Annotated in this window: 11 protein-coding genes; 4 read left to right on the plus strand and 7 right to left on the minus strand. The window is 71.4% G+C overall.

Annotated elements, in window-relative coordinates; translation table 11 throughout:
• Nucleotides 1–23: 23 nt before the first annotated feature.
• Genes KYY02_RS14525 through KYY02_RS14555 form a run of 7 tightly spaced genes read right to left on the minus strand, consistent with a single transcriptional unit; the run spans nucleotide 24 to nucleotide 7,019 of the window.
• A complete protein-coding gene (locus KYY02_RS14525) occupies nucleotides 24–1,046 on the minus strand; it encodes an MCE family protein (protein WP_371238344.1) in 1,023 nt (340 codons plus the stop codon).
• A complete protein-coding gene (locus KYY02_RS14530; RefSeq protein WP_371238345.1) occupies nucleotides 1,043–2,128 on the minus strand; it encodes an MCE family protein in 1,086 nt (361 codons plus the stop codon). Before KYY02_RS14530 ends, KYY02_RS14525 begins: the two co-directional genes overlap by 4 nt.
• Nucleotides 2,125–3,183 (minus strand): MCE family protein, encoded by a 1,059-nt coding sequence (locus KYY02_RS14535; protein ID WP_371238346.1) that lies wholly within the window; start codon nucleotides 3,181–3,183, stop codon nucleotides 2,125–2,127. Before KYY02_RS14535 ends, KYY02_RS14530 begins: the two co-directional genes overlap by 4 nt.
• Nucleotides 3,180–4,433 carry an MCE family protein gene (locus KYY02_RS14540; protein WP_371238347.1) on the minus strand — a complete coding sequence of 418 codons (1,254 nt, stop codon included), beginning with the start codon at nucleotides 4,431–4,433 and terminating at the stop codon, nucleotides 3,180–3,182. Before KYY02_RS14540 ends, KYY02_RS14535 begins: the two co-directional genes overlap by 4 nt.
• Nucleotide 4,434: 1 nt before the next feature.
• Nucleotides 4,435–5,241 carry an MlaE family ABC transporter permease gene (locus KYY02_RS14545; RefSeq protein WP_371238348.1) on the minus strand — a complete coding sequence of 269 codons (807 nt, stop codon included), beginning with the start codon at nucleotides 5,239–5,241 and terminating at the stop codon, nucleotides 4,435–4,437.
• 6 nt (nucleotides 5,242–5,247) lie between these two features.
• Nucleotides 5,248–6,012 carry an MlaE family ABC transporter permease gene (locus KYY02_RS14550; protein WP_371238349.1) on the minus strand — a complete coding sequence of 255 codons (765 nt, stop codon included), beginning with the start codon at nucleotides 6,010–6,012 and terminating at the stop codon, nucleotides 5,248–5,250.
• Entirely contained in the window at nucleotides 6,009–7,019 is a 1,011-nt protein-coding gene (locus KYY02_RS14555) for an ABC transporter ATP-binding protein (protein ID WP_371238350.1), read from the minus strand. Before KYY02_RS14555 ends, KYY02_RS14550 begins: the two co-directional genes overlap by 4 nt.
• Before the next feature lie 718 nt (nucleotides 7,020–7,737).
• On the opposite strand from KYY02_RS14555, the gene KYY02_RS14560 reads away from it, so the two are divergent.
• The 4 genes from KYY02_RS14560 to KYY02_RS14575 all read left to right on the plus strand — a co-directional run bounded on the left by KYY02_RS14560 (nucleotide 7,738) and on the right by KYY02_RS14575 (nucleotide 12,466).
• Complete coding sequence (locus KYY02_RS14560; protein WP_371238351.1) at nucleotides 7,738–8,379, plus strand: hypothetical protein; 642 nt, start codon at nucleotides 7,738–7,740, stop codon at nucleotides 8,377–8,379.
• Between the two features lie 105 nt (nucleotides 8,380–8,484).
• Entirely contained in the window at nucleotides 8,485–10,056 is a 1,572-nt protein-coding gene (locus tag KYY02_RS14565) for a DUF6801 domain-containing protein (RefSeq protein ID WP_371238352.1), read from the plus strand.
• A 39-nt stretch (nucleotides 10,057–10,095) separates the two neighbouring features.
• Complete coding sequence (locus KYY02_RS14570; protein ID WP_371238353.1) at nucleotides 10,096–11,037, plus strand: hypothetical protein; 942 nt, start codon at nucleotides 10,096–10,098, stop codon at nucleotides 11,035–11,037.
• Between the two features lie 217 nt (nucleotides 11,038–11,254).
• A complete protein-coding gene (locus tag KYY02_RS14575) occupies nucleotides 11,255–12,466 on the plus strand; it encodes a PucR family transcriptional regulator (protein ID WP_371238354.1) in 1,212 nt (403 codons plus the stop codon).
• Nucleotides 12,467–12,863 lie beyond the last annotated feature (397 nt).

Consider the following 12,863-nt stretch of genomic DNA (forward strand, 5'->3'; position numbering starts at 1 on the left):
ACCGGAGTCCCGTGTGCCGCGCTTCACCGCCCCCCCTCCCCGCTGGTGGAGGAGCCGCCCGCCGCGGGCAGCGGCAGCAGCGGTCCGCCCATGCTGATCTCGTTGAGGTCGGCGCGGCCGTCGAGGGTGCGGGTGTCGGGGTTGTAGGCGTCCACGACGTTGCCCGCGGCCAGCGGCGCCACGTCCAGCGCCTCGGCGAGCGAGGTCCGCTGCTCGACGAGGGTCCGGGTGAGGGGCACGAGCCGGTCGACGTTCTCCTTCAGCTCGCCCCGGTTGTCCTCGATGAAGGTCTTGACCTGGCCTAGGGCGGTGCCGAGCTCTTCGAGCGCGCCGGCGAGGTCGTCCTTGTTGTCGGCGAAGAAGCCGACGACCTCGTCCAGGCGTTCCTGTGCGGTGCGCACGTCGGTGTCCTTCTCCTTCAGCATGGTGGTGAAGGTCTGGAGTCTGCGCAGCGTGCCGAACAGGTCGCCGCTGCTGCCGTCGAGGGTCCTGGCCGCCTTGCCGAACTCCTCGATGCCGTCGCCGATGGCCTCGCCGTTGCCGTCGAGGTTGGCGGCGCCGGTGCTCAGCAGTTCGGCGAGGGCGCCACCGGAGTTGGCGCCGTCCGGGCCGAGCGCCTCGCCGAGTTCGGTGATCGAGTCGTAGAGCTGGTCGATCTCGACGGGGGTGCGGTTGCGCGCGGCGGGCAGCACGGCGCCCTCGGCGAGGGCGGGGCCCGAGCCGTAGGCGGGGGTGAGCTGTACGTAGCGGTCGGCGACGACGCTCGGCGCGACGACGACGGCCCGCGCGCCCTCGGGGACCTTCACGCCCTCGTCCAGGAGGAGGCCGACGCGCACCGTGGTGCCCTGCGGCCGCACCGACTCCACCTCGCCGACCCGCACACCGAGGACGCGCAGGTCGGACCCGGCGTAGACGCCGACGGCGCGGTCGAAGTAGGCGGTGATGCGGGTGCCGTCGGAGTCGAGGACCCGGACCGCGGTCAGTCCTGCGGCGACGAGCACCGCGAGGGCGCACAGGCCGGTGAGGACTTTTCTGCGTCTGCTCATCGTTCACCGTTCCCCCGGGCCGCCGCCTGTTTCGGCGGCAGGCAGCCGGTCTCGGGCAGGGACGTCTCGGGCAGGTAGTCGCGGGGGACGACGCCGCACAGGTAGCTGTCGAACCAGCGGCCGTTGCCCAGGGTGTTGCCGACGAGGCGGTAGTACGGGCCGACCAGCGCGAGGGTCCTGCCGAGCTGGGCGTTGTTCTCCTCCAGGACGCCGGTGACCCGGCCGAGGGCCTTGAGGGTGGGGCCGAGCTGCTTCTCGTTGTCGTCGACGAGGCCGCTGATCTCGGTGCCGAGTTCCCTGCTGCCCTTGAGCAGGGCCCGGATGGCGCCGCGGCGGTCCTTCAGTTCGCCGAGCAGGGAGCCGCCGTCCTCGATGAGGGTCTCGAAGCTGGACTTCTTGTTCTCCAGTGTCTTGGTGAACCGGGCGCTGCCCTTGAGGAGTTCGGAGAGCTTCGCGTCGCGTTCGGAGACGGACCTCGACAGCGCGGACAGGCCGTCGGCTGCGGTGCGCACATGGGGCGGGGAGTTCTCGAAGGTGTCGGAGATGGTCTCGAAGCTCTCCGCGAGCCGCCGGGTGTCGATGTCCTCGACGGTGGAGCCGAGGTCCTGGAACGCCTGGGTCACGTCGTAGGGGGAGGTGGTGCGGGACAGCGGGATGCGGCTGCCGGGGTCCTGCCGACCGGAGCCGAGCGGGTCGAGCGCCAGGTACTTGTCGCCGAGGAGGGTCTTGATGGCGATGGCGGCGGTCGTCCGGTCGCCGATCCAGGCGTCCTCGACCTCGAAGGTGACCTTCACCCTGTCACCGTCGAGGGCGACGCCGGTGACCTCGCCCGCCTTGACGCCGGCGATGCGCACCTCGTCGCCCTCGTCGAGGCCGGCGGCCTCGGAGAAGTCGGCGCTGTAGTGCGTACCGCCGCCGAACGGCAGCCGGTCCACGTGGTGGACGAGGACGGCGAGCAGGGCGAGGGCGAGCAGTCCGACGACGGCGACGGCGACGGGGTCGCGTTCCTTGACCGGCTTGAGCCGCGGGCGCCGGGGCCCGGCCGGCCGGCCGGTCCGGTCGCGTCGTGCGAGGGGTCTCATCCGCGGCACCTCGATTCGGTGATCGCGATGCCGGTCGGCGGCTTCGAGCCGTCGGAGGTGGTCACTCCGCTCACGCGTGCCTCGCAGAGGTAGAGGTTGAACCACGATCCGTAGGAGGACAGGCGGGCCAGGGCGGTCATCTTGGCGGGGGTCCGGTCGAGGAAGTCCTCGATCTGCGGGGTGTGTTCGCCCAGGCCCGTCGAGAGCCGGCCCAGTTCGCGGATGTCCTCCTTGAGGGGAGCGCGTCCGTCCTCGAGGAGACCGGCGGTGACGGTGGTCAGGTCGCCCATGGCCTCGACCGCCTCGCCGAGGGGTTCGCGGTCGTCGTTGAAGCCGGTGACGAGGTCCCGCAGGGTGACGACGAGGTCGTCGAAGCCGTCCTCGCGGTCGTTGAGCGTCTCCAGGACGGTGGTGAGGTTGTCGACGACCTGGCCGATCACCTCGTCCTTGGCGGCGACGGTCGTGCTGAGCGAGCCGATGCGGCGGATCAGCCCGTCGACGGTGGCGCCCTCGCCCTGGAGCACCTGCACGATCGATCCGGCGAGTTCGTTGACGTCCTGCGGGGACAGTCCCTCGAACAGCGGCTTGAACCCGTTGAAGAGCAGGGTCAGGTCGAGGGCGGGCGTGGTGCGGTCGAGCGGGATGGTGCCGCCCGCCCCGAGCGTGCCGGTGAGGTCGCCGCTGCCGCGGTCGAGGGCGACGTAGCGCTGGCCGACCATGTTGAGGTACTTCACGGCGGCGGTGGCCGACCGGGGCAGCCGGCGGTCGTCGCGGACGGTGAAGGTGACCTGTGCGGTGCGCCGTCGCACGACGCGGACGTCGGTCACCTCGCCGACCTTCACCCCGGAGATCCGTACGCTGTCGCCGTCGACGAGTCCGGTGACGTCGGTGAACAGGGCCCGGTAGGTGGTGGTGCCGGTACGGACACCGGTGTCGGCGACACTGAGGCCGAGCACGGTCGTGGCGATGCCGGTGACCACCACGAAGACCAGGGACTTGAGCAGCGGACCGGTCAGCGGGCGGCGCCGGGTGGGCGCGTGGTCCGGGGCGGTCATCCGAGGGTCACCTCCGTGCCGCGGTAGGCCGGACCGACGAGCAGGCTGCTCCAGTCGGGCAGATCACCGGGGGGCCGGCCGGCGGCGGGTGCGAGCAGTTCGTTGACGAGGTCGTTCTCCTGCGGGGAGTTGGCGGGTCCGAGGTCCTGGTCGGCCGCCGCGGACGCCTGTGCGGCGGGCCGGGCGAGGGTGCCGAGGTAGGGCACGGAGGGGCAGCGGGGGCCCCCGCCGGAGTCGTACACCGGGGTGTCCCGGCCGGGGAGGTAGGCGCCTCGGGAGCGGACGGTGGTGACGTCGACGTGGATGCCGGGCCGGTCGGTGCCCTTGCCGAGCGCCTTGTCCATGGCGGGCACGAACTCGGCGAGGGTCCGCAGGGTGCAGGGGAAGGAGGGGGAGTACTCGGCGAGCAGTTCCAGGGTGGGCCTGCCGGTGGCGGCGAGCCGGATGATGTTGTCCTTGTTCCTCCGCAGGAAGGCCGTCATGTCCTCGGCCGTCCGGGTGGTGGCACCGAGGGTGCCGGCGTACGCGGCCTCCTGTTCGGCGAGGGTGCCGCTGGTGGTGGTGAGGTCGGTGAGCGCCGTGATGACGTCGGGCGCGGCGTCCGCGTAGACGTGGCCGACCTTCACGAGGTGCTTGAGGTCCCGGTTGAGGGCGGGCAGGTGGGGGTTGAACTCCTTCAGGTGCGCGTCCAGTCGCACGAGCGTGTCACCGAGCCGGTCGCCGCGTCCCTCCAGCGCCCGCGAGACGGCCGACAGGGTCGCGGACAGCTTCTGCGGCTGGACCGCGGTGAGCATCGGCAGGACGTCGTCGAGGACCTGCTGGAGTTCGACGGCGTTCTCGGAGCGGTCCTGGGGGATGACGGCCCCGGCTGCCAGCGGCCGGCCCGAGGGGGCCTCGGGCGGTACGAGGGCCACGAACCGCTCGCCGAACAGGGTGGTCGGCAGCATCTGCGCGCGGACGTCGGAGGGGACGTCGTCGAGGGCGCCGGGTTTCATGGCGAGGGTGAGCCGGGCCCCGTCACCGGTGGCGTCGATGGCGCGGACCTCGCCGACGACGACGCCGCGCAGTTTGACCTCGGCGCCCAGGTGCATCTCGTTGCCGACGCTGTCGGTCTCGACGACCACCGGGTCGGAGTCGGTGAACTTCTTGTCGTAGACGGCGACGGCCAGCCAGACCAGCAGGGCGGGCACCAGCAGGAACACCACCCCGGCGGACCGGTGGCGCAGCGTCTCGCCTCGTGCTCCGCTCATCTCACCCCGCCACCTTCACGGTCGTGGTCGCGCCCCACAGGGCGAGCGACAGGAAGAAGTCGGTGACGCTGATCAGCACGATGGCGTTGCGCACGGACCGGCCGACGGCGACGCCGACGCCGGCGGGGCCGCCCGTGGCGCGGTAGCCGTAGTAGCAGTGGGCGAGGATCACCATCACGCTGAAGACCAGCACCTTCAGCACCGAGAGCAGGACGTCCGTCGGGGAGAGGAACAGGTTGAAGTAGTGGTCGTACGTGCCCCGGGACTGGCCGTTGAACAGGACGGTCACGTAGCGGGACGCCAGGTAGGAGGAGAGCAGCCCGATCGCGTAGAGCGGGACGATGGCGACGATTCCGGCGATGATGCGCGTGGTGACCAGGTAGGGCATGGAGCGGATCCCCATCCCCTCCAGGGCGTCGACCTCCTCGTTGATGCGCATGGCGCCGAGCTGGGCGGTGAAACCGGCGCCGACGGTCGCCGAGAGGGCGAGTCCGGCGACGAGGGGGGCGATCTCGCGGGTGTTGAAGTAGGCGGAGACGAATCCGGTGAACGCGGCCGTGCCGATCTGGTCGAGGGCCGCGTAGCCCTGGAGTCCGACGACGGTTCCGGTGAAGAGCGTCATCGCGGCCATCACGCCGATGGTGCCGCCGATGACGCCGAGGCCGCCGGAGCCGAAGGCGACCTCGGCGAGGAGGCGCTGCACCTCCTTGAGGTAGCGGTGCAGGGTCCGTGGGACCCACAGCAGCGCCCGGGCGTAGAAGAGCAGGTGGTCGCCGGAGCGGTCGAGCAGGACGAACGGGGAGGCCATCGGGCCTCAGCCTCCCTTCGGCGGGACGATCTGGAGGTAGATGCCCGTCATCACCATGTTCACGAAGAAGAGCAGGAGGAAGGTGATGACGACGGACTGGTTGACGGCGTCGCCGACACCCTTGGGGCCGCCGCGCGGGTTGAGGCCCCGGTAGGCGGCGACGATGCCCGCGATGAATCCGAAGACCAGCGCCTTGAGTTCGCTGATGTACAGGTCGGAGAGCTGGGCGAGGGCGGAGAAGCTGGACAGGTAGGCGCCGGGGGTGCCGTTCTGCATGATGACGTTGAAGAAGTAGCCGCCGAGGGTGCCGACGACGGAGACCAGGCCGTTGAGCAGGACCGCCACGCCCATGGTTGCCAGGACCCGGGGCACGACCAGGCGTTGCACGGGCGAGACGCCCATGACCTCCATGGCGTCGAGCTCCTCGCGGATCTTGCGGGAACCGAGGTCGGCGCAGATGGCGGAGCCGCCGGCGCCGGCGATCAGCAGGGCCACGATGAGCGGGCTCGCCTGCTGGACGACGGCGAGGACGCTGGCGCCCCCGGTGAACGACTGGGCTCCCATCTGCTGGGTCAGGGAGCCGACCTGAAGTGCGATGACGGCGCCGAAGGGGATCGAGACGAGGGCGGCGGGCAGGATGGTGACGCTCGCGACGAACCAGAACTGCTCGACGAACTCGCGGAACTGGAAGGGTCTTCGGAAGACGGCTCGGCTCACTTCGGCGGCGAGTGCGAACAGCCGGCCGGTCTGCCGCAGCGCACCGGTGATCATGCGCCGCTCCCGGCGGCGGGCATCGGCAGGGTGGGCGCCCCGGCGCTCTGCGCGTAGGTCCGGCGGATGGCGGAGCGCGCGGCGGGCGGCAACTGGTCGATCATGCCCATGACACGCTCACGTCGCCGGGAGACGGCCCGGCGCGGCGGGAGGCCGGGCGACGGCTCCAGCTGCGGGACGATGGTGCGGGGCCGGGCCGCGGCGGAGCCGGCGGCGTCCGCCTCGGCGGCGAGGGTGGCCGCGTCCTTCTCCTCGGACATCCCGATGGGGCCCTCGCGCCGGCCGCCGAGGAACTGGGCCACGACCGGCTCCTCGCTGGTGAGCAGCACCTCGCGCGGACCGAAGGTGACGAGCTCGCGCCGGAAGAGCATCCCCATGTTGTCCGGCACGGTGGCGGCGATGTCGAGGTTGTGGGTGACGATCAGCATCGTCGCGTCGATCTGCGCGTTCAGGTCGATCAGCAGTTGGGAGAGGTAGGCGGTGCGGACCGGGTCGAGCCCGGAGTCCGGCTCGTCGCAGAGGATGATCTGCGGGTCCAGCACGAGCGCGCGGGCCAGGCCGGCCCGCTTGCGCATGCCGCCGCTGATCTCCCCCGGGAGCTTGCCCTCCGCGCCCAGCAGCCCGACGACCTCGATCCGTTCCATGACGACACGGCGGATCTCGGACTCCTTCTTGCGGGTGTGCTCGCGCAGCGGGAAGGCGATGTTGTCGAAGAGGGACATGGACCCGAAAAGGGCTCCGTCCTGGAACATGAGACCGAACAGCTTCCGGGTCTCGTACACATCCCTTTCGGGGCTGTTCACCATGTCCACCCCATCGATGAGGACACGGCCCTTCTCGGGCTTGAGCAACCCTATGAGCGACTTCAGGAAAACGGTCTTCCCGGTGCCCGACGGCCCCAGCATCACGCTCACCTCCCCGGCAGGAAGGGTGAGTGTCACGTCCCGCCAGATGCTCTGCTTGCCGAAGGACTTGGTCAGGCCCTCGACCACGACTTCGATTCCCATATCACCTCCAGCGGACGTGTGTCCTCACGTGCGCCGCCGGCGCACGTTGAGTCGGCGCGGAGCGTACTGACAACGGGTGCGACGCCGGCCCCCGCCGCCTTTCCGGGCTTTGTCACCGTGCAGACAACCTGTCGGCCCGTGCCTGTCTCCGGGGAGACGGGCAGGGTCTCGCGGCTCCGGGGGGCGCGGATCCGCGAGACCCTGCCGACGGACGTCCGGCCCCAGCGGAAGGGCGCGGCCGGAAAGCATCCGTCATGGCTCCGGCCGACGGGGGCCACCGACCTGGAACCGAGCACCACACCGGCACGTTACGGCCGGGTAACCTCGACGGGCAAGAGTGGAATCCGAGTTTTCCGGGGGGTCGACTCCGGCCACGGAAAACCTGTCACGGCGCACACAAAACGCACCCTCGGAATTGTCACCGAGTGAGCGGATCGGCTCGGCGGCGGACGTTCCACGGAACACTTCCGGACGTCGGCCGGAAGTCTCGGTATTGGCGGCGGGTGAGCAGGACGGCCCGCGAACCGCTCACCCCGGGAACAGGTGGTTTCGCTTTTCAAAGAATCATGAACGGCGGCATTGTTCGGCTAAGTTTCCCGCAAGTAACGTCATGGCTCGCGGACAGGGAACACCGAGCCGCGGGCCGCACGGCCGCCCCTCGATCGCTTCGGCCACGGCCCACCTCTGCCGGTCGATCCACAAGGAGACTCCCCGAGCCATGAAGAAAACCCTCAGAAGGACCGCTGTCGTGACGGGCGCGGCCACGGCCGCCTTCGGCCTCACCCTCTCCCCCGCCTCGGCAGTGCCGTCCACGGTGTGGACCGTCACCCCGTCGCCGGCCGAGTTCACCGCCACGAACGTCAGCAACATCGTGCTGACCGCCACCATCCCGATGACGTGCACCACCTCGGGAGCGTCGGGCGCTCTGCAGAGCAACACCGGCAACCCGGCGACGGTCGCCGGCATCAACGCCATCAACTTCGGCACCTCCGGCTCGCCGTGCACCAGCGTCCTGGGCAACGTCACCACCGTGGCGGTCACCCCCTGGACCGTCGTCGCGCAGGACTACACCGCCTCGACCGGCGTCACCAAGGGCCACGTCGGCAACGTCAGGGCCAACGTGACCGCCGGCGCCTGCAAGTTCACGGTGGTCGGCAAGGCCTCGGCCACCTACACCAACTCCACCGGCGTCCTGGCGGTCAACAGCGTCGCCGGCGACCTGGCCGTCAGTTCCAACCCCGCCCCCGTCAACTGCGGTTCGGTGGTCACGGTCAACACCAGGCCCACCTTCAGGGGCAACTACGCCGTCAAGGCCAGGGGCACCAGCACCATCCCGACCATCGTCGGCTCCAACCCGTAGGGCGCCATCCGCCCGTGTCCCACCCGGCCGGCGCTCCCGGCCGGGCGGACGCGGGCTCTGCGTCACGTTCCGCGGACACCGGTCCTCCTACTCGAGCGGAGTCGTATGAAAGGCCAACGAGCCGCCGTGTCGCGGCCGCCCCGGGTCCGTGCCAGGAGCGCGGCGGTCGGTGCGTTCGTCGCGCTCGCCGCCACGGTCCCGGCCGCGGCGTCCGCCGCGGGCACCCAGGAGGTGGACGCCGAACTCCCCTACGTCTGCGCGCTCCCGTCCGGACGGCAGCCCGTCGAGGTACACGTCTCGGCGACGTTCCCGGACCGGGTGGAGGCGGGCGAGGCGATCTCACCCGCCGGTGTCACCACCACGGTGGAACTGCCGGCGGAAGCGGTCGCGGACCTCACCGCGCTCAAGGCCACCACCGTGCGGGCCGCCACCCGCCTCACCGTCGGCGTCGCCCAGAACGAGGCCGCCGCCGAGGCCACCTGGCACGGCACCGCGGAGCCGGCCGCCCTTCCCGGATCCGGGCCGCTGACGCTGACCACGGCGGGCGACGTCCCGTCGGTGACCGGGCGGAGCGACGGCGATCTGACGTTCTCCGCCGGGAACCTCGCCGTCGACCTGGAGCTCGGCACCGCGGACGGGACCGCCACCGACCCCGGCGCGCTGACCCTCGACTGCTCCCCCGCCGGGGACGCGCCGAAGGACGGGCCGCCGGCCATCGTCCGGGTCGGTACGGACACGGCCGGTCCGAGCGGGTCACCGGCCCCGTCCGGCTCCTCCCCCGGGACACCGGACACACCGGACACACCGGAGGACCGGCAGGGGGACCGCGCCCCGGAGGTGGCGGGGAACCCGCCCGGCGCCGCCGCGGCCCGCGACGTACCGCCGTGCCGCTACGACGACGCGCACCCGCCCACGCCGTCGTCGCTGAACGCCTATGTCACGGGCTACACCAGCGTGAAGAAGCTGAAGGGCGCCTCGCTCCTGCCGCCGTCCTGCATGCTGGTCGAGCAGGGGAACCCCGTGGACGGCCCCCCCGACCCGGAGCACCTCGTCTTCGACACCGCGTCGACGGGCGACCTCCACCACCAGGGACGCAAGCGGACGCCCCCCTTCAGGAGCACCTTCCTGACGTTCGGCTTCGCTCCCGCGACGGCCACCATGGTGCTGGAGCAGACGGGCCCCATCACCATCGACTCACGCATCAAGATGCGCTGGTCCGACTTCAGAACGATCACGGACACCTACGTCCGGGCCCCGCTGATCCTGCGGGTGACCGCCCTCGAGGTCAACGGGACCCCTCTGGACATCGGCCCCGGCTGCAGGACCGAGAAGCCCCTCACCTCCGTCGACCCGGACCCCGCGAACCATCCCGGTGACCACCTGGTGCTGTACGGCAGGGGCGAACAGGACCTCGGCCTGCCGGCCACCGGCTACCTGCTCCTCTCCGGCGGTTCCCTGTCCGGTGAGACGACCATCCCGGCCTTCACCGGCTGCGACGCCGACGGCGAGAACCTCGACCGCCTCCTCACGGCTTCCGTCTCCGGCCCCGGCAACCTCCTCAAGCAGGTCCAGGGCCAGACCTGCAGCATCGCCAATCCGGTGTTCGGGGACGAGTTCAACGCGCCCCAGTGCACCCGCGACCTGCAGCCGTACGTGATCCCCGTCCCCGAACGCTGAGCCGTTCCCTCCTCCCTCCTCCACGGAAGGCCACCGCCCATGCCCCTGCTCACCACCCGCACCAGGATCGCCACCGTCTCCGCCCTGACCGCGCTCGGCGCCTTCGCCTCCCTCGGCACCGCGACCGCCGCCGAGCCGGCCCTGAACGGCGAGTGGGCCCCCTTCACCCGCTGCCCCGTGGACGCTCCGGCGATGCTGGCCGCCGACGGCTTCGACAGAACCCCGCAGTGCGTGGTCTCCACCTCTGCCGGCGGCTCCATCAAGCTGGGCAAGACCACCGTGGTCACGGGGAGGACCAACCTCCAGCTCGGCGTCGTCCAGAACGCGGACGGCACCAGCAGCGTCGTCGCCCCGCCCTCCGGCGCTCTCGTCGCCGACCCCGCCACCGTGCCCGGCGGCCTGCTCGGCCTGATGTGCCCGAGCAACATCCCGGTGATCACGTCGATCTGCGAGACGCTCGAGGGCTCCACCCTCAACAGGATCACCGCCACCATGGAGTCCGTCGGCGCGCCCTACGCCTTCGACCAGACCGCGGGCGTCCTGACGGACCTGCCCATCGTCGCCCTGCCGGTCCGCATCCACCTGGAGAACCCGCTCCTGGGCAGCAGGTGCTACATCGGAACGGCTTCCAACCCCATCCTCCTGCGCCCGGAGAACCGCGACTACCCCGAGTTCGGGATGAGCTTCTTCCGGGGCGACGGCACCGCCGACGAATCCGGCGAGATGAGCCGGATCAACCTCACCGGCGCCACCCAGAACGACAGCGCCTTCGCGGTCCCCGGCGCCACCGGCTGCGGCCTGAACGTCGGCCTGATCAACGCCGCGGTCAACGCGAAGACCGGGCTGCCCTCCGCCTCCGGGAACAACAGCCTCACCCTCGACGACACCCGGACCCACCTCACCGGCCTCAACGCGCCCGGCACCGTCGCCCCCGAGGCCGGCAGGGTGCTCGCGGAGAACTGGCACTCCGCCGTCAGGTAACGGCCACGCGGCAGCGGTTCCCGGCCGTTGCGGCGGCCGGCCCGTGCGACGGCGAAGCAATTCTGCCCGATCCGTGTACAAGGGAAAAAAGTTGATTTAGCTTCAGCTTTTCAGACCGGCATGACCTGGTGGACCGGTCCGGGCGCCCTCCGCCACCCTGCCGGACGGCGCCCGCCCGGCCGCCCCGCCGGACACGTCGCAGAGCAAGAGGTGACTCATGCCCTCGATCACACGATCCCCGGAGGCCGGTGAACCGCTCGAGCCCCTGCCCAGGAAGTTCGCGGCCTTCATACGGCCCGAACTGCCGGGACTGCTGAACGAGATACGGGCCGAGGTCACCCGCGCCTACCCGGTGTACGGCCGACTGCTCAACGGTCCCGACGGGGACGCCGTCCGCCAAGGCGTGGAACAGGCCCTGGTCGCCTTCGTGGACCGGGTGGCCGACCCCGGCAGGGGCTCGGAGCTGCGGGACGAACTCCTGCGCAGGTTCGGCCGGGTGGAGGCCTACGAGGGCCGCGACCTGGAGACCCTGCAGGGCGCCTACCGGCTCGGTGCCCGCATCGCGCTGCGCCGGGCCAAGTCGGTGGGGAGGCAGTACAACCTCTCCCCCGCTCTCATCCTGGCCTTCGCGGACGCCCTCTTCTCGTACGTCGAGGAACTGGAGGCGGTCACCCGCGAGGGGTACGCGGAGGTGCGGGAGCGGGCCGCGTCCGAAGTCCTCGCGCTGCGAAGACGGTTACTGCACCTGATCCTGGCCTCGTCGCCGCTGTCCCAGACGACCGTCTCCGAACTGTGCGAGGCCGCCGCCTGGGAACTCCCCCGGACGTGCACCCTGGTCGCCCTCCGTCCTCCGGCGCCGGACCGCATCCAGGCGGTTCTCGACGGCGACGTCCTCGCCGACCTCGACATCCCGCAGCCGCACCTGCTCGTCCCCGGGGACCTCACCCCGCAGCGCCTCGCGATGCTCGGCACGGCCCTGTCCGGCACCCGCGCCGCGGTGGGCCTGACCGTACCGCTCGCGCAGGCCGCCGACTCCGTCCGCTGGGCGCGCCGTGTGCTCCAGTTCGTCGACGACGGTGTGGTGCCCGACGCCCCGCTGGTCCGCTGCGAGGACCACCTGACCACGTTGTGGCTGCTGTCCGACCCGGCCCTCGTCGACCAGCTCGCGGCCCGCGAACTGGCCCCGCTCGACGGGCTGCCCGCCAACCGGCGCCGACGGCTCGTCGAGACGCTCCGGGTCCACGTCTCCACCCGGGCGCCCGCCGAGCAGGTCGGCGAGATGCTGGGCGTCCACGCCCAGACCGTCCGCTACCGCCTGCGGAACCTGGACGCCCACCTGGGCGACCGGCTCACCGACCCCGACCACCGCTTCGCCCTCGAGGTGGCCCTGCGCTCGCTCCACCTGCGCGGCCACGACGGCGGGGAGTGATCCCCGCCGCGGCCCTTCTCGCCCCTCCTCGCCCCAGTGGTCGTCCCGCAGGTGCGGCCTCAGCAGATCCACCGCGTCGGTGGAGACGCCGCTGGAGTGGATCGCGTACACCGAGCCCTACGCGCGGGCCATGGCCGTCGGTCATCTGCCACCGCTCGACGACGAGCAGGTCGAGGAGGGGTGGACCGCCCGAGCCGAGCGGCCCGCGACGCCCCCGCCCCACCGGCCGCGAGATCCGCTGCACGCCACTGCCGGCCGAGGACCACGTCACGGGACTCGTCCGGCAGGGGGTGCCGGAGAGCGCTCGCGTCGCAGGGAGCCCCGTGACCGGCGGACAGGGTGAACGCCGGCCGTTCGCTTCCGCCCCGCCTGAATCCGGAGGAAGCGGGCGTACCGG

The organism is Streptomyces pimonensis (genome assembly GCF_041380215.1).
Lineage (GTDB): Bacteria > Actinomycetota > Actinomycetes > Streptomycetales > Streptomycetaceae > Streptomyces > Streptomyces pimonensis.

Excerpts from the sequence above, each read along its gene's own strand:
- KYY02_RS14570 (WP_371238353.1), top strand. The coding sequence starts at position 10,096 with ATGCCCCTGCTCACCACCCGCACCAGGATCGCCACCGTCTCCGCCCTG.
- KYY02_RS14525 (WP_371238344.1), bottom strand. The coding sequence starts at position 1,046 with ATGAGCAGACGCAGAAAAGTCCTCACCGGCCTGTGCGCCCTCGCGGTG.
- KYY02_RS14560 (WP_371238351.1), top strand. The coding sequence starts at position 7,738 with ATGAAGAAAACCCTCAGAAGGACCGCTGTCGTGACGGGCGCGGCCACG.
- KYY02_RS14550 (WP_371238349.1), bottom strand. The coding sequence starts at position 6,012 with ATGATCACCGGTGCGCTGCGGCAGACCGGCCGGCTGTTCGCACTCGCC.
- KYY02_RS14555 (WP_371238350.1), bottom strand. The coding sequence starts at position 7,019 with ATGGGAATCGAAGTCGTGGTCGAGGGCCTGACCAAGTCCTTCGGCAAG.
- KYY02_RS14565 (WP_371238352.1), top strand. The coding sequence starts at position 8,485 with ATGAAAGGCCAACGAGCCGCCGTGTCGCGGCCGCCCCGGGTCCGTGCC.
- KYY02_RS14540 (WP_371238347.1), bottom strand. The coding sequence starts at position 4,433 with ATGAGCGGAGCACGAGGCGAGACGCTGCGCCACCGGTCCGCCGGGGTG.
- KYY02_RS14575 (WP_371238354.1), top strand. The coding sequence starts at position 11,255 with ATGCCCTCGATCACACGATCCCCGGAGGCCGGTGAACCGCTCGAGCCC.
- KYY02_RS14535 (WP_371238346.1), bottom strand. The coding sequence starts at position 3,183 with ATGACCGCCCCGGACCACGCGCCCACCCGGCGCCGCCCGCTGACCGGT.
- KYY02_RS14530 (WP_371238345.1), bottom strand. The coding sequence starts at position 2,128 with ATGAGACCCCTCGCACGACGCGACCGGACCGGCCGGCCGGCCGGGCCC.
- KYY02_RS14545 (WP_371238348.1), bottom strand. The coding sequence starts at position 5,241 with ATGGCCTCCCCGTTCGTCCTGCTCGACCGCTCCGGCGACCACCTGCTC.